The following is a 15759-nucleotide window of genomic DNA, read 5'->3' as shown; positions in this document are numbered from 1 at the left end:
TGCGTTCGGCCAGGCCGAACGCCATACTTCAGAACAATGAAGATCCAGTGTGGGAGCTGGCTTGCCTGCGATGGCGGTGTGTCAGGCAGTCGATTCATGGGCGGGTCCACCGCTATCGCAGGCAAGCCAGCTCCCACATTTTGCTCCAGGTTGTGTCAGTCAGAGTTGGCCGGCCAGGAGCCTTTGTGCGCGCAGCAACACCGGCGCATCCACCATCTGCCCATCCATCTGATAAGCCCCGGCCCCATGGGCACCCGCCTCTACCACGCGCTTGGCCCAGGCCAGGTCTTCAGCGCTGGGCGCCAGTGCGGCATGAATCACTGCCACCTGCTTGGGATGGATGCACAGCGCGCCGGCAAAGCCCATTTCATAGGCATGCCGGATCGAACGGCGCAGGCCTTCAGGGTCGTCGATGGCCGGGTGCACGCCGTCCAGTGGCGCCACCAAGCCAGCAGCACGGGAATGCACAATCAGCGCCAGGCGTGCCTGATCCAACGCAAACTGCGCAGCCGCAGAACCGCTGCACAGGTTCAAGTCCAGCGCCAGGTCCAGGCCGCCAAACGACAGGCGCTCGACCTGCGGCGCGTGGGCAATCTCAGCCACCGCCAGCAAGCCCTTGGCGCTTTCGATAATCGGCCATATCACCTTGCCAGCAGCCGCCACCACGGCCACCTGGGCGGCGCTCTCTACCTTGGGCAGCAGCACACCCGTCACATTGGCATGGGCTTTACAGAACGCAACATCCTCAAAATGCTCGGCATGCTCCGGCGCGTTGATGCGCACCCACACCTGAGCCTCTGGATGCGCTTGCAAGAACACCCCGAGGTTATCCCGCGCCTGGCGCTTGAGGGGTTCTTCAACCGCGTCTTCAAAATCCACAATCACCGCGTCGGCGCCACTGGCCAGCGCTTTGGAAAACCGCTCCGGGCGGCTGCCGGGCACAAACAAGGCCGAACGAACTATAGGCTTTGGCATCACTTGAATTCCTTATTAGATAACGCCGCGTGCGCGCAGGCCGTCGATGGTTTGCGCCGAAAACCCAAGCTGATCGAGGATGCCCTGGCTGTGCTGGCCCAAGGCGGGAACGCCGTCCATGCGCGGGGTAAACGCAGCATTACGCGCCGGCGGCAACAACGACGGCAGCGGCCCGGCCGGGCTCTGGACTTCACGCCAGCTGTCTCGCGCCTTGAGCTGCGGGTGGTCCCACACGCCTTGCATGTCGTTGACCCTGGCGCTGGCGATCTGCGCGTTTTCCAGGCGTTGGATCACGGCTTCAGCGTCCAACTGCGCGAAGCTGTCAACGATGATCTGGCGTAGCACGTCACGGTTGGCCGAGCGCTTGAAGTTGGCCGAGAAACGTTCATCGGTAGCCAGCTCAGGCGTGAGCAGCACTTTGTCGCAGAACGCCGCCCATTCGCGTTCGTTTTGCAAGCCGAGCATCACCGTGCCGCCGTCGCCGGTGGGAAACGGCCCATACGGGTAGATCGTCGAATGCGCCGCCCCGGCCCGTGGTGGCTGGGGCGCGCCGTCGAAGGCGTAATACATCGGGTAGCCCATCCACTCCACCAAGCTTTCGAGCATGCTCACATCGATGCGGCTGCCCTGCCCCGTCTTGCCGCGCAACAGCAGGGCCGAGAGGATGCCGCTGTAGGCGTACATGCCGGCGGAAATATCGGCGATCGAGCAACCGGCCTTGGCCATCTGATCTTCACCCGGGCCACCGGTTACCGATAAAAAACCGCCCTCGCTTTGGATCAGCAGGTCATAAGCTTTCTTTTTCTCGTAAGGCCCGCCTTCGCCATAGCCGGAAATATCGCAGACGATGAGCCGTGGAAAGCGCTCATGCAGCGCTTCAAACGACAGGCCCATGCGCGCCGCCGCGCCGGGTGCAAGGTTCTGCACCAGCACGTCGGCATCGGCCAGCAGGCGTTGGAGGATGTCGCCGGCCTCGTCCTGTTTGAGATCCAGGGTCAGGCTTTCCTTGGAGCGGTTGGTCCACACAAAGTGCGAGGCCAGGCCGCGCACGCGCTCGTCATAGCCACGGGCAAAGTCACCGGCGCCGGGGCGTTCGATCTTGATCACACGGGCGCCGAGGTCCGCCAACTGGCGGGTGCAGAATGGCGCAGCAATCGCGTGTTCAAGGCTGATCACGGTGATGCCGTCCAGCGGTCGTTGATTAGTCATGACGCTTCCTCAAAGCCAGTGGGCCATGGACGCTGCACTGCGCAGGTTCCAGACCTTCTCGATCAGTGCATTGGCCTGCGCGGGTGTGCGCGCGCCGCTGAATTGGGTAAGGCGCCGGAATTTATCCGCCAGCTCCACCCGACTCAGGGTGTTACCAGGGTCGCCCTTGGGTTCATCGATGGCGCCCTGCAGCGTGCGGCCATCGAGCGTGGTGACGGTGACGCGGCCCAGCCAGCGCTGCGGGTAGGCGCCGTCAACTTCTGCGTCGGGGGTCATGCTGACCTTGTCGCGGAAAGCCGAGACGGCGGGGTCGGTCAGCGCTCGTTCGTGGAACTCGGTGAGCCCGGCTTTACCGTGCACGGCGATCAGGCCGAGCACGGTGCCCATGGAGAATTTGGCCTGGTGCACAGTGGCAGGCGTGGTCACGCGGCCCAGCACGTCGATGGCACCTTGATGGACACGCGTTTCAACCGTGGCGATATCTGCAGCGCACAGCCCTTCGCGCTGCATCAGATCCAGCAGCGCATCGGCGGCCGGATGGGTGTGACGGCACGAGGCGTGGAACTTGAAGGAGGTTTCCAGCAGCGCCCAGCGGCTGCCAAGGTCGGCCGATAACTTGCGAGGCTCGGCATCACTGGACATGCCTGCTGCCAAGCCTTGATCGCCTTCCAGAATATTGCGTGCGCCGGTGAGCCCGTCCGCCGTCAAATACGCCGCGAGCAAGCCATCCGCCGCCGCCTTGGCGGTGTGCAGTTGCTTGGAGTCGGCGGCATCGCGCAAAAACTCCCACAGCCCGGCGGCCTGGGTGCCGGCGCTGCCGAGCAGGTTGATGAACTGTTCCTGGTTAAAGTCCAGCAGTTTGCCCACGGCAACCGCCGCCGCCAGGGTGCCGACGGTGGCTGTGGTGTGGAAGATGCGGTAGTGGGACCGGCCCATGAATTCGCCGATGCGAATTCCGGCTTCATAACCGGCCACCGAGGCCAGCAGCAATTCACGGCCGGATTTGCCGAGGTCCTGGGCGGCAGCCAGCGCGGCCGGAAACACCACGGTCGCGGGGTGCAGCACCGAGCTGTTGTGCAGGTCATCCTGCTCCACCAAGTGTGAGGATGCGGCGTTCACCAGCGCCGCAAAATACGCGCTGGTGGTGCTGCCATTGACGATCACCTGGGCGGGACCGCTGTGGGGTCCCATTTTTTGTGCATAGCGTTCAAACAACGGGATCGGGTGCGCGCCCTTGCTTGCCAGCGCCGAGGCCAACCAGTCCAGATACAGGTCTTCGGTGCGTGCCAGTACCTTTTCCGGCAATTGTTCGTAGTTCAGGTCCGCAAGGAACCGGCACAGCGTTTGGGTATGGCTCATGCTCAGGCCCTCAGAAGCTGCGTGGCAGTTCGAGCAGGTGCTCGGCCACGTAGGACAGGATCAGGTTGGTGGAGATCGGCGCCACCTGGTACAGGCGTGTTTCGCGGAATTTGCGCTCTACGTCGTACTCACAGGCAAAGCCGAAACCGCCGTGGGTTTGCAGGCAGGCGTTGGCCGCTTCCCAGGACGCCTTGGCAGCCAGGTACTTGGCCATGTTGGCGCTGGCCCCGGCATTCTTGCCGCTGTCGTATTCTTCGCAGGCACGCCAGCGCATCAGGTCCGCCGCTTCGATTTCGATATGCGCCTCGGCAATCGGGAACTGCACACCCTGGTTCTGCCCGATCGGGCGGCCAAACACCACGCGGTCGCGGGCGTAGGCACTGGCCTTTTCGATAAACCAGCGACCGTCGCCGATGCACTCGGCGGCGATCAGGGTGCGTTCGGCGTTGAGGCCGTCGAGGATGTATTTAAAGCCTTTGCCCTCCTCGCCGATCAGGCTGTCGAGGGGTAGCTCCAGGTTGTCGAAAAACAGTTCGTTGGTTTCGTGGTTGACCATATTGGCGATGGGCTGCACGGTCAGGCCGTTGCCGATGGCTTCGCGCAGGTCGACCAGGAAGATCGACATGCCTTCAGACTTCTTCTTCACCTCGGCCAGCGGCGTGGTGCGCGCCAGCAGAATCATCAAGTCGGAATGCTGGATGCGCGAGATCCAGACCTTCTGGCCATTGATCACATATTTGTCACCACGCTTGATCGCCGTGGTCTTGATTTTGGTGGTGTCGGTGCCGGTGGTGGGCTCGGTCACACCCATCGATTGCAGGCGCAATTCGCCGCTGGCGAGCTTGGGCAGGTAGAAGCTTTTTTGCGCTTCGCTGCCGTGGCGCAGCAAGGTGAACATGTTGTACATCTGGCCGTGCACGGTGCCGGAGTTACCACCGCAACGGTTGACTTCTTCGAGGATCACCGAGGCTTCGGCCAGGCCCAGGCCAGAGCCGCCGTATTCTTCAGGGATCATCGCCGACAGCCAGCCGGCGTCGGTCAGGGCTTTGACAAAGGTTTCGGGGAAGCCTTTTTGTTCGTCGATCCTGCGCCAGTACGCCGCGTCGAACTCGGCGCACAAGGCGCGCACGCCTTCACGGATGGCATTGAGTTCTTCGTTGTCATTGGGGTTCATTAACGGCTCTCCGCCTGTTGTTCTTGGATTATTCGAAGTGGACCTGAGCGGTCTGCGCCAGGCCACCGGCGTTGCCCGCCCACAACTGCGCCACACCGGTTTCGGTCACGCGCCCACCGACCACAAATGGCTGCGGTGCAATCAGTGGGCGAACACCGCGATAGGCAAAACGGCGCAGGGTCGCGTCGGGTTGGGCGCGGCAAAACGCGCGCAGGCTCAAGGTAGCGATCAGCGGGCCGTGCACCACCAGGCCTGAATAGCCTTCGGTGTCGGTGACATACGGGTAGTCGTAGTGGATGCGGTGGCCGTTGAAGGTCACGGCGCTGTAACGAAACAGCAGGGTTGGCGTGGGGCTGATCGATGCCTGCCATTCGCCTTCGGGCAAGGCGTCGCCACTGCCCTGTTTGGGCGGCGTCGGTTCGCGGTAAACGATGTCCTGTTCTTCTCGGATCGCCAGGCGACCGTCCTGGGAATAGTCATGACGCACGGTGACAAACAACAGCGAGCCGGTTCGCCCGGTCTTTTCTTCGACCTGGGTGATGGTCGACACGCGGGTCGCCGCCTCACCCGCGCGCAAGGCATGCACGAATTCGATGCGCCCACCGGCCCACATGCGATTGCGGTTATCAGCGGGCGGCAGGAACCCGCCACGGGCCGGGTGGCCGTCGGTGCTCAAGGCCGATTCCGGCAGCGGGTCCTGGAAAAAACACCACTGCCACAGCGGCGGCAAATCGGCGCCCTGTTCCGGCACAGCTTCGCCAAAAGTAGCAGCAATGCGTTTGAGCAGGTTAAGGCTCAGGTGGTCGTGGGCAGTCTCGCTTCGGCCGATCCAGTCAGTGGCGCTCATCGGGTGCAGGTCCTCGGGCAGTGAGTGTCTGCCCCGGATCATGCAAGCGCCTGCCCGTTCTGAGAATTTGCATTTCAATAAACCAGCGTTCGGTTATGCTGAACGCTAGCCATGAGTACCACTCCATCCCCTGTGGGAGCTGGCTTGTTGTGGCGAGGGAGCTTGCTCCCGTTGACTGCGCAGCAGTCTCCGGCTTTTTGGGGGCGCTTCGCACCCCAGCGCAAGCAAGCTTGCTCGCCACAACAAGCCAGCTCCCACACTTGAACCTCACCGCTGCCAAAATAGGGGTTTGCATGCATTTCGATCTCGCCGACCTGCGCCTGTTTATCCACATCGCCGAATCCCCCAGCCTCACCCAGGGCGCCAAGCGTGCGTTCCTCTCGCCGGCCGCCGCCAGTGCGCGGATCAAGGCGCTGGAAGGCCAGTTGGATACGCGCCTGCTGTACCGCGACAGCCGTGGCGTGGAGATCACCCCGGCGGGCGAGCGGCTGCTGCACCATGCGCGGCTGATCATGCGCCAGGTGGATTACCTTAAAAGCGAGTTCACCCAATACGGCGTGGATTCGGCCGGGCATATCCGCATCTTCGCCAACACCACGGCGGTGACCGAGTTTCTGCCGGAGGTGCTGGCGGGTTTTCTGTCCCAGCGCCCGGGCGTGACCGTCGACCTGCAAGAGCGTTTATCCCGCGACATCGTACGTGGCGTGCTTGATGGCACCAGCGACATGGGCATCATTGCCGGGCCGGTAGAAGCGGCAGGTTTGCAGGTGTTGCACTTCAGCACCGATGAATTGGTCTTGATGGTGCCCGTGGGCCACCCATTGGCCGACCAGTCTTCGGTGACGCTGGAGCAAACCCTGGCCTACCAGCACATCGGCCTGCATGAAGGCAGCACGTTATTGAGTTTTTTGCGTGAACACGTCGATCGCCTGGGCAAGCAGTTGTCGCTGCGCATTCAGGTGTCGAGCTTCGAAGCGATCTGCCGAATGGTCGAGGCCGGCGTGGGCATTGGCATCATTCCCGAATCCGCCGCCGTGCGGCACAGCCGGACCATGCAGTTGGTGACGGTGAAGCTCGATGAGCCATGGGCGATTCGCGAACGCAGTATTCTGGTACGCGAGCTTGAGGCATTGCCCGGCACCATTCGGGCGTTGATCGCCACCTTGATGCCGGACACACTCAGTGCAGGCTGATGTTGCGCTGGCTGGCGTTATCAATATTGATATGGCTCAGCCGGCCCTGCCCATCGAACAGCAACAGATCAGACCCGAGGCGGCGAAGCTGGGCCGGCGATTGCGGCCAGTGCAACGTGACGCAAAGCCGATCGCTGGCACGGTGGATCACGTGCCAGCAGGTGTCGTGCTCCTCAACCCGATAACTGATCAGCAACCAGTCCTCAAATAGAAACGGGCTGACGGACTCATCCCATTCTTCTTCCGGTAAGTTGCCAGGCAGCCGGTAGCGCTTTCGAACCCCGTGCTGCTTCAGTATCAGCGTGGGTGTTCCATAGTCGTGCTTGATCCGATACTGCGCCGATTCAGCCGTGGCACTGGGAACCTGGAAGTCCGTCGCGACGATGTCAAACGCGCTTTCGCGACTGACCAGGCGCCGCTCCGGCAGACGATAATGCCACAGCATCAGGCACCCGCCCGGCGCCGACAGCCACAGGTATTCATTGTGTTCATCCACCTTGATGGCACGCACCGACTCCGGTAGATCACTCACATGCCAGAGCGTTTCAAAGCCACGGTCAACATCCACCACGCGCAACTGCGGGCCTTTGCCGATGGTCCAGTTGCTGCCATCAAACGCGTGTGCAAAGACATCCATGGCCAGCATACCGAGGTCTTTGGCGACACGATTGACCAGGTCCAGTTTGCTCACGCGCCATACATTCCCCCGCCAGATCAGCACCAACGCAACCTGTCGGCTATGGGCAATCACGATTTTCTGCGCCGGTACAGCAAAGTGAAACAACGTTGTGCCCGCCGCATCCACCACCATCACACCCGACTCGCCCAGCGCCACCAGGTAATGCTGGTCTTCCAGCGGCGCCGCGTCGAAAATCGGCCGGCTGCCAGCCGCCGGCGCAGCCCACTCGCGGGTGTCGCCCAAGTGCTCCAGTGAGACCACGGGCGTACGCTTCAGGGCTTGGCCCGGCAAGTCCGCCTGAAGCGCTTTATCGCGACTCATCTTGACCAGCGCTTGTAACTGGTTATGAGTCAGTTGGCCTTGATCGCTGAATTGATCGGCCAGAATCGCGTGCACAGTGGCACCTGCCAGCCAGGCCAAGGCGGTGGTGTGTGCCTTGTGTTGCAACAACGCCTGCGCCAGGGCGGCGCGTTCCCCGGCGCGCGCGGGGTCGTCACGCAATTGCTCGACCCACGGCCCGTAAGCGTGCAGCGTTTCGGGCAACAGGACCGCGCGTTTAACCAGCGCCTCAATGCCCAAGCGCCCGCCGGCAGCCTCGGCGTTGAGCAGCCATTGCGCGGCGCGTGGGCGCTCTGCGGGCAGGCTCCAAATAACATCGACGGCTTGCAACCACAGGCCTTTGGCGATCAACGACTCGGCCCATTCCAGGCGCAAGCGGTCGGCGGCTTCCGGCGACTTGGCCTGGAGCATCACCACGGCGTCAGCAAACGCATTGTCGCGCCGCGCCACCAGCACGGCGCGCTGCCACTGCTCGGCCAGGCACAGCAAGCGCACGATCACCGCAGGCGGCATGTCCCACGCCAGGGCCAGGTCAGCGGCCTGCTGATAGCGCGCGTGTTTCTCCAGGTAATCGAGAGCTTGATGATGCTCCTTGAGCAATTCGGCAAGGACAAACACCGCTTCCTCGATACGACCGGCACGGTCCAGGCGTTCAAAAGTCTGGCGATACACCTGGCGCAAATGCTCGGTCAAGTCGTCTTCAAACAGCATCGAGCGCGCGGGGCCAGCCTTTTGGCTGAGGCTCAAATCCTCGCGGCGCTGTGGCGTACCAAAGCTCTGTTCACCGCTGGAGGCAGCGCTGTTCAAGGGGATCGCGTGGCGCAAGGCTTCTTCGAAATTGCCGTCTTCGAACATCTCCAACATGCGCTGCATGTAGGCGGCCTGGCGTTTGCCATACAGTTTGGACAGCTGGGAATGCTGGGTCAGCCGGGTCAACAAACGGCGCCACGCGGCAGGTTTATAACTGCGCGGGGTGGCACGCGCAGCGATGCCTGGGTTAGCGGGTGCGCGAGCCACCGGCCGGGGCGCCGCTTGGGCGGGGGCAGACGCGCCACGGTGCAGGAAGCGGTTCAACCCGTACAACAACGCGGTGATCACCACCATCCAGATCACGGCGCCCAGGAGCATGCCGCCGAAGGACTGTGTGTGCTCGGCCAACAGCGCGGCGGGCTCGCTCTGGCCGAAGAGGCGGACCAGCCCACCCAGCAGTACCAGGCCGATCACGATTTTCAGCACCGGGGAAGAGACTTCGCGGGCGCTGTTTGCGTTGTTTTGCGCAGACGCCGCGCTGGCGCCAGGCCCTTTACTCGACGTGTGACGCGGGCGCTCCAGCAGTGCTTGCATGATTGCTTCGCGCTCCGGGCTGACGGGCTCCAGTGGCCCACCGAGGATTTCACGCAGGTCGGTGACCACCGCCTCCGGCAGCGTTGCCGGCAACGGGGTATGGCAGTCAAAGGTGTCGAGCAGCGTGTAGGTACTGATGTCGAGCCACAGCCCAGGCGTCAGCACGTGTGCATCGCGCAACTGCAATGCATGGATCTGGCTGCCGCGCACCAGCCACAAGTCGGCAACGGGCAGCCCGCGCAATTCCTCAGGGTGCAGCGCGGCAGACGACAAGCCCAGGCCCTGGCGGGTCAGCGGCCAGCCGTGCAGGCTTTCGCAGTGTACCGGGCAAGGTGTGTGGAACTGCAGCAAGTCGCCGTCGGCAAAACGGTAGGCACGCGCGTCGACTTGCCAATACTTGAGGATCAGGCGCCTGCGCTCGCTCTCATCAAAACGCTCGGCGGCAAACCATAGGCCGTCAATCTGTTGGTGCCCGGTGAGTACCGGGCGGCGAATCAGCATCCGTTCTGGCTCATGCATTGGCAGCTTCCTGGGTGAGCTGCGGTGCCTGGTTGCACATCACTTGCAAACGCATGGAGCGCTCGCCAACCGAGTAAACCAGTAATTCGCGGTCAGTGGTCAGTACGGCGATCAAGCCGCTCATGGGGCAAAAGCTCGCGCGGGCAATTGGCGCCGAGGTGGTGAACAACGTGCGCTGTTGCCCCTCGGCGTACAGCCCGACGCTGTGCTGGTTCGGCCCCAGCAGCACCAGTGAGTAAGCCGGCCGTTGGGCGTACGTATAGTGCAGGCCGATGGCTTTCCAACCGGGCGCCAAGTCGATCTGTTCGTGTTTCGCCGGAAAGCTTTCATGGGTCACCAGGCGCCAACTCTGGTAGCCGTCCTCGGTGGTCAGCAGCGCGCAACCACCGCAGTACTGGCGCCAGTAAAAGTTGGCAGCCAACAATACCTGGCTGACGCCCGCTGCCGAGCCGACCGCATGACCATTGGCGCGTAAACCGTCAGCAGACCCGGAATACGCGACAATCTGCCCGCCTTCTCTGCGCGCATAAGCGATGGTCAAGGGGTCGACCTGCACCAGGCTCATCACGTCATCCGCCACCTGGCAAAGTTGACGCGACTTCCAATAGGCAAGCCGCCCCTGGCTGTCGAGCAAGTACACACGCACGGCGTTCTGACTGTGCAGCCAGACACTCGGCAGGAACGTCGCGGTGCCCGGTGGCAGTTGCAGCTGTTCACGGGCGGGCTTGTCGACGGTGGGCATACCGGGAATGTTCCAGAACGTCAGGCTGTCGTTGTCGCTCAACACGGCACCGAGGCTGCGGTGGTGAAAGGTGGTGCTCAATACGCGCTGATGCTTGCCCCACAGACGGCGTCGAACCTCCAGCGACTTTTTCTGGTTTTTGTGCGGCAGCTTGATCACCACCATGCCCGTCTCATCGAGCAGGCGCAGCGCCACATAGTTACCGGCGCTGGAGATTACCGGCGGCAAGGTCAAGGCTACGCGTGGCACCGCACGTGCGAGATTCGGCGGCGGCGCCTGGACTTCATCGTCGAACTGGCCTTTGAGCAGTTGCACCGCGTGCGCCTCATCCGGCATAGGCAGCAGCACGCGCCGCACAGAACCGGCTTGCAACTCGAATGACAGGCTGTGCCCATCCAGACTGCGCTGCACCTGCACCCGGTGCGTACAGGTCTTGGTCGTGTCCTTGGGCAAGCGTTGCCCGACTGTCCAGCACTCACCCAACGTCTCACCCTGCGTGGCCAGCCATTCCTGCCAGGCTTGCCAGTGCGCCGGGGCGACACTTTCATAGGTGCGCGCCCTGAGCAGTTGCTTGAGCTGCCCCGCGCTATCGAACTCATGCAGCAGCGGCGCGCCTTGCAGGATCCCCCAACGCAACTGCGCCCCTGCCTCCTCGGCACGCCGGGCCAGCAGCATCAGCAAGGCGATATGCACCAGCCGCGCGGCGCCCCATTGCAACGGGCCGGCGTCGAACAGCACGACAATCAGGCGGTTGGCTTCACGGGCGCGGTACTGCGGCGCCAGGAACATATGCTCGCCGCCGACAGCCCTGCGCATAAACTCATCCGGCACTTCATCGGCCAGCAGCCATTCGCTGGAAAGCAGGCGCTCGTAAGGCCCACGGCGTTGCAGATCGCCCACGCCATCCGGCTCAGGCACCCCGCCTTGCTGCCTACCGCGCAGTGGCCCCAGCACCGGGTTAAGCCGCCCAAGCAAGTCGGCGAACAGCGGCAGATGCTGCGGCGCAAACCACTCCAGCCACTGGCGCCAGGGTTGCAAGGCTTCAGGCAGTTGCATGGCGGGTGCCCCAATTCGTCGCGATGCGCTGAAGGTGTTCAACCGTCACCGGCAACAGGCGATCCAACGGCACTACAACTTGCGGTTCGCGCCACAACAGCAAGGGCGAGCGCTTGAAACGTGCCGACAGCGTCTGGCCGAGCAAGTCTACCGGCACTGTCGGCTCCCAACTGGTGGGCAGCCATACGCCAGGCGCGCCGGGGTGTACTGCGGCGTATTCGACACCGTCGACCCACGGCAAATCCGCCACCGCCCCAGTGACGACCAATACATCGCCATTGGCGGTAGCGTGCAAGCGGGCAGCCTGTTCATCTGCGAGCAGCAGCAAGCGCGCAAGCAAGCGGCGCGCGGCGTCGCCCCATCCGACGGCTGCTTGTGGCTCGGCAGGCACCGGCCTTGGGCGCCAGGTCCAGGCGTAGTGGTCTGCACTCATGGCGTCAGCATTCGGGACAGTTGCCCGCGTACCTGCTGCAAGGTTTCCGGCATTGTCTCGCTATTGAAGTTGGCGTCGATCTCGCGCAGCAGCCCTTCGAGGGCCGTGCTGTCCGGCGGCTCGCTGCGGGCCAGGTAGTCTTGCGCAGTTTCCAGCAAGCGATTCAAGCGCGACATCGGTTGCAAGGTGGCCTCTTCGACCGCACTGAACAAATGGCTGTTGCTGGACGCGGCAAACAGGTCGCGCAGCACCTCGCGGCCATGCTGCTGAGTCTCTTTAGTGGGCAGCACATACAGCAGGGGCCATAGATCCGCGTCGCTGGCTTCCAGCCGCCCGCCCAGCAACGCGGCGGCCGCGATCAGCCGTTGAGACTTGACGATACGGCGGTCCGATAACGCTATGCCGGCTTCGCGCAGGCGCCGAATCGCCTGGGCCAGGGCTGGACGCACCGCGCCCAGGTCGACGTTTTTCAGGGCTTGGCTCAGCGTATCCAACTGGGCCAGACCCAGTAACTGTTGCACCGGGCGCTGCTCCGACTGCCAACCGCCCGCCAGCATGGCTTCCAGTTGATTGTCCGGCACCGAATCGACGAACAGGTGCAACAGGAAGCGGTCGCCAAACGCCGCCAGTGCCTCATCGTCCGGCAAACCGTTGGCCGCGCCGACACACACACGCAGCGGACATTGAATTTGAGTATGACCCCGGCGAAAGCGACGCTCGTTGAGCACGCCCAGCAAGGTATTGAGAATGGCGGTCGAGCCCAGGAAGACTTCATCGAGAAACACGATATCGGCCTCTGGCAGCATGCCGCTGACGTCGGTTTCCACCGTGCCTTCACGCAATTTCTTCAGGTCTACGGCACCAAAAAGCTCCGACGGCTCAGTGAAGCGCCCCAGCAAGTATTCGAAGTAACGCCCACCCATGGACTGCGCCACACGGCGTACCACGGCGCTCTTGGCCGTGCCAGGCGGGCCGATCACCAGAATGTGCTCTTGGGCGACCGCCGCCAGCACAATCAGCTCGGCCAATTGCTCGCGCCCGATCAATCCTTCGGTCGCCTTGCGCACAGCGTGGCGGATTTGCGTGGCAGCGCTTTGCAACTGAGCAATCATGGGTGTCTTCCCTGAAACCAAAGCAGAGAATCTTGCCTGAGGCTAAGGTATTAGCAAAGTGTTGTTACACACTCTTAGAGGAGCCAGCCCATGCAACTCGAAGGATCCTGCCATTGCGGCGCCGTAACATTCAGCCTGAACAGCCAGCATCCCTACCCGTACCAGCGTTGCTATTGCTCGATCTGCCGCAAGACCCAAGGCGGCGGCGGTTATGCGATCAACCTGGGCGGCGACGCCAAGAGTTTGAAGGTACGCGGGCGCAAGCTGATCTCGGTCTACCACGCCAGGCTCAAGCCCGAAGGCGCCAGCCGCGCGCATGCGAGCACTGCCGAACGGCATTTTTGCTCGCAATGCGGCAGCGCCTTGTGGCTGTTCAGCCCCGAATGGCCAGAGCTGATTCACCCGTTTGCTTCAGCCATCGACACGCCGTTGCCGGTGCCGCCTGAGCACACGCACCTGATGCTCGGCTCGAAGGTGCCGTGGGTCGAAGTCAGTGTGCACAAGGGCGATTTGCAGTTCGACGAGTACCCCGAAGAATCCATCGCCCAGTGGCATGAGCGTTTGGGGCTCGCGCGTTAACACTCTTTGACAGTTTCTCGACAAAGCTCTCAAAGATTGTTGGCCAGCATCGCCTTAGCATTCGAGCATCCAAACCACCATTCGGGTGCTCTTCATGTTTCGCACATTGCGCGGTATTCCGTTATGGGGTTGCCTGCTCGGCACGCTCGGCTGCCACGTGCAGCCGCCTGCCCCGCCCGCGATTCCCAAGGGCGATTACGGCGCGATCATCCGTTACCTGCAAGCGCGCATCCCCAAGGACCTGGCCCGCGAGAATGTGCCCGGTTTGTCGATTGCGCTGGTCAATGGCCAGGAGCTGATCTGGGCGCGCGGCTTTGGCCTGGCCGACAAGGCCCAGGGTGTGCCGGTGACCGCCAACACGGCGTTTCGCGCCGGCGGCATTTCCAAACTACTGACAGCCACAGCGGCCATGCAGTTGGTCGACCAACAGCGCCTGGCCCTCGACGCGCCGATCCAGCAGACCTTGCGCGAATTCTACGTGCGCTCGCGCTTTCATACTGACCAGGCCGCCGCCGACCGCGACATCACCCTGCGCCGCCTGCTCAGCCATCAATCCGGCTTGCCCAGCGAGCACCTGCGCGACGTGCGCAGCACTTACGCCATGGGCCAGATGCCGATGCGGGTGTCGGGTGTATGGCTGAGCAGCCCGCCGGGCTCGCAGGTGGCCTATTCCAACCTCGGTTATTCGCTGGTCGGTGCGGCCATCGAGCGCAGCAGCGGCAAGAGTTTTGAAGCCCAACTGCAAAGCCGCCTGCTCAAGCCCCTGGAGATGAACCAGTCGAGTTTTGTCGGCACCGGCACGCAATTGAGCTTTCGCGCCCTGGGCTACGAAGACGGCGTGGCAAGTACCGATGCACAGGTGCGTGACCTTGCCGCCGGCGGCTTGTGGGCCAGCCCCAAAGACCTTAGCCATTATGTGCAGATGCTGTTTGCCCACGGCCTCTATAAGGGCAACCGTGTGCTTGAGAGCCCGTCGATTGATCAGATGTTCACCCAGCAAAACACCGGCAATGCCCTGGACTTCGATTGCCAGATGGGCCTGGGCTGGTTCCTGGCGCCCTGCGGCGATGAACCCGTCGCCCCCGGCGTGCGCACTTACCAGCACAGTGGCGGCGGCGATGATTTTGCCGCGCAGCTGAGCGTACTGCCAGACCAGCAGTTGGCGGTGATCATCATGGCCAATGACAGCAACGCCGAAGAACTGGTCGCGCGCCTGGCCACCGAGACCCTGCGCCTGATGTTCCAGGCGCAAACCGGGCAGTCCGTGTGCGCCGACGACTGCCAGGCGCCCAGCCATGGGCTCAAGTTGCGCCAGGTGCCCGCCGCCGTCGACCGCAAGCGCCTGGCCGGGTTTTATGCCACGGCCTGGGGCGTATTCCGGGTCAAGGATGAGGGCGATCGACTGAGCGGTGAGCTGGCCGGGTTTGACTTCGAGTTGTTGCGCGACGAACACGGCTGGCTGCGCGCGCAGAAAAAAGTCCTTGGCTTTTGGCTCAAGGACCTGGGTGAACTGGGCCGCGTGCAGCTGGACGTGGTCACGGTGCAGGGCCGCCAAGTACTCACGGCCCGCAGCCATGGCCAACGCCTGGCCATCGGCGAGCGCATCGACCCGCCGCCGCTGCCGCTGGCGTGGGCCAACACCATCGGCACCTACCAGGTGCTTAACACCCACGAACCCGACGCGCCGTTGAGCGGTATCAGCGTGCGCCTGGAAGAAGGCTTTCTGGTGATTCGCGGCCAATTGCACAACGAGCCGCTCACCGACTACATCCTGCTTCCCGTCGACAACGCCCACGCGGTGCTGGCCGGCAACGGCTACGGCCTGGGCGACACGGTAAGCCGCCAGGTAAACGGACTCAGCGCTTCGGGTTACTCCTTCAAACGCACGCAATCGCGAGATAAACCCTTGAGTTTCTGAACCTGGGCTGAAGCAAAAGCCATCATTGCGCACCAATACAATTTACCAACAGAACTGAACACCCCCTGCCGCTACGTTGGTGCTCGAACGCTTCATTCAATATCAACCGATCAGTGACATCGTGCATTGGCGCGCCGACCAACGCGCCCATCGCATGAATACCGCAGTATCCGTATTTAACCGGGGAACGACCATCAAGCCTCTTAACCGATCGCATGCCTTTCGATCGCTATGCGCACTCTCGTTAGTGTCAATGGCGCTTGCAGGATGCTCAACTGCCC

12 protein-coding genes are annotated in these 15759 nt (G+C 62.8%); 3 read left to right on the top strand and 9 right to left on the bottom strand.

Translation table 11 applies throughout. The annotated features are described in order from the left end of the window. Positions 1-159 precede the first annotated feature (159 nt). Genes AOA62_RS21070 through AOA62_RS21050 form a run of 5 tightly spaced genes read right to left on the bottom strand, consistent with a single transcriptional unit; the run spans position 160 to position 5564 of the window. Entirely contained in the window at positions 160-975 is an 816-nt protein-coding gene (locus AOA62_RS21070) for a CoA ester lyase (protein WP_099549624.1), read from the bottom strand. 15 nt (positions 976-990) lie between these two features. Then, positions 991-2184 carry a CaiB/BaiF CoA-transferase family protein gene (locus AOA62_RS21065; RefSeq protein WP_099549623.1) on the bottom strand — a complete coding sequence of 398 codons (1194 nt, stop codon included), beginning with the start codon at positions 2182-2184 and terminating at the stop codon, positions 991-993. A 9-nt stretch (positions 2185-2193) separates the two neighbouring features. After that, positions 2194-3543, bottom strand: coding sequence for an MmgE/PrpD family protein (locus AOA62_RS21060; RefSeq protein ID WP_099549622.1), 1350 nt, complete (start codon positions 3541-3543; stop codon positions 2194-2196). A gap of 10 nt (positions 3544-3553) precedes the next feature. Then, the gene (locus AOA62_RS21055) at positions 3554-4717 is read right to left on the bottom strand and encodes an acyl-CoA dehydrogenase family protein (RefSeq protein ID WP_099549621.1); all 1164 of its coding nucleotides are present in this window, start codon (positions 4715-4717) and stop codon (positions 3554-3556) included. Between the two features lie 28 nt (positions 4718-4745). Further along, positions 4746-5564 (bottom strand): MaoC family dehydratase N-terminal domain-containing protein, encoded by an 819-nt coding sequence (locus tag AOA62_RS21050; RefSeq protein ID WP_099549620.1) that lies wholly within the window; start codon positions 5562-5564, stop codon positions 4746-4748. Between the two features lie 293 nt (positions 5565-5857). Here AOA62_RS21050 and AOA62_RS21045 point away from each other — a divergent pair, with 293 nt between their 5' ends. Further along, positions 5858-6757: a LysR family transcriptional regulator gene (locus AOA62_RS21045; RefSeq protein WP_017137479.1), complete on the top strand. Its 900-nt coding sequence runs from the start codon at positions 5858-5860 to the stop codon at positions 6755-6757. Here AOA62_RS21045 and AOA62_RS21040 read toward each other — a convergent pair. Genes AOA62_RS21040 through AOA62_RS21025 form a run of 4 tightly spaced genes read right to left on the bottom strand, consistent with a single transcriptional unit; the run spans position 6744 to position 12981 of the window. Continuing rightward, on the bottom strand, positions 6744-9638 hold the full coding sequence (locus AOA62_RS21040; protein WP_099549619.1) for a bpX6 domain-containing protein: 2895 nt from the start codon (positions 9636-9638) through the stop codon (positions 6744-6746). The two genes, AOA62_RS21045 and AOA62_RS21040, sit on opposite strands and share 14 nt — an antisense overlap. Beyond that, complete coding sequence (locus AOA62_RS21035) at positions 9631-11436, bottom strand: hypothetical protein (RefSeq protein ID WP_099549618.1); 1806 nt, start codon at positions 11434-11436, stop codon at positions 9631-9633. The genes AOA62_RS21040 and AOA62_RS21035 overlap by 8 nt, the downstream gene beginning before the upstream one ends. Beyond that, a complete protein-coding gene (locus AOA62_RS21030) occupies positions 11423-11869 on the bottom strand; it encodes a hypothetical protein (protein WP_099549617.1) in 447 nt (148 codons plus the stop codon). Before AOA62_RS21030 ends, AOA62_RS21035 begins: the two co-directional genes overlap by 14 nt. Beyond that, positions 11866-12981 carry an AAA family ATPase gene (locus AOA62_RS21025; RefSeq protein ID WP_099549616.1) on the bottom strand — a complete coding sequence of 372 codons (1116 nt, stop codon included), beginning with the start codon at positions 12979-12981 and terminating at the stop codon, positions 11866-11868. The genes AOA62_RS21030 and AOA62_RS21025 overlap by 4 nt, the downstream gene beginning before the upstream one ends. 90 nt (positions 12982-13071) lie before the next feature. Between AOA62_RS21025 and AOA62_RS21020 the strand changes: the two genes are divergently transcribed. Both AOA62_RS21020 and AOA62_RS21015 read left to right on the top strand, forming a co-directional pair. Next, positions 13072-13560, top strand: a complete 489-nt coding sequence (locus AOA62_RS21020) for a GFA family protein (RefSeq protein ID WP_017137484.1) — start codon at positions 13072-13074, stop codon at positions 13558-13560. Positions 13561-13654: 94 nt separating this feature from the next. Beyond that, complete coding sequence (locus AOA62_RS21015; RefSeq protein ID WP_017137485.1) at positions 13655-15478, top strand: serine hydrolase; 1824 nt, start codon at positions 13655-13657, stop codon at positions 15476-15478. Positions 15479-15759: the final 281 nt, after the last annotated feature.

It is taken from the genome of Pseudomonas sp. 2995-3, from assembly GCF_002742565.1.
Taxonomy (GTDB): Bacteria; Pseudomonadota; Gammaproteobacteria; order Pseudomonadales; family Pseudomonadaceae; genus Aquipseudomonas; species Aquipseudomonas edaphica.
This window is presented reverse-complemented; position numbering and strand designations above follow the sequence as displayed.

Bases quoted from the DNA above. Each gene is read 5' to 3' on its own strand.
- AOA62_RS21060 (WP_099549622.1), bottom strand. From the start codon at position 3,543: ATGAGCCATACCCAAACGCTGTGCCGGTTCCTTGCGGACCTGAACTAC.
- AOA62_RS21070 (WP_099549624.1), bottom strand. From the start codon at position 975: ATGCCAAAGCCTATAGTTCGTTCGGCCTTGTTTGTGCCCGGCAGCCGC.
- AOA62_RS21025 (WP_099549616.1), bottom strand. From the start codon at position 12,981: ATGATTGCTCAGTTGCAAAGCGCTGCCACGCAAATCCGCCACGCTGTG.
- AOA62_RS21050 (WP_099549620.1), bottom strand. From the start codon at position 5,564: ATGAGCGCCACTGACTGGATCGGCCGAAGCGAGACTGCCCACGACCAC.
- AOA62_RS21030 (WP_099549617.1), bottom strand. From the start codon at position 11,869: ATGAGTGCAGACCACTACGCCTGGACCTGGCGCCCAAGGCCGGTGCCT.
- AOA62_RS21055 (WP_099549621.1), bottom strand. From the start codon at position 4,717: ATGAACCCCAATGACAACGAAGAACTCAATGCCATCCGTGAAGGCGTG.
- AOA62_RS21035 (WP_099549618.1), bottom strand. From the start codon at position 11,436: ATGCAACTGCCTGAAGCCTTGCAACCCTGGCGCCAGTGGCTGGAGTGG.
- AOA62_RS21015 (WP_017137485.1), top strand. From the start codon at position 13,655: ATGTTTCGCACATTGCGCGGTATTCCGTTATGGGGTTGCCTGCTCGGC.
- AOA62_RS21045 (WP_017137479.1), top strand. From the start codon at position 5,858: ATGCATTTCGATCTCGCCGACCTGCGCCTGTTTATCCACATCGCCGAA.
- AOA62_RS21065 (WP_099549623.1), bottom strand. From the start codon at position 2,184: ATGACTAATCAACGACCGCTGGACGGCATCACCGTGATCAGCCTTGAA.
- AOA62_RS21040 (WP_099549619.1), bottom strand. From the start codon at position 9,638: ATGCATGAGCCAGAACGGATGCTGATTCGCCGCCCGGTACTCACCGGG.
- AOA62_RS21020 (WP_017137484.1), top strand. From the start codon at position 13,072: ATGCAACTCGAAGGATCCTGCCATTGCGGCGCCGTAACATTCAGCCTG.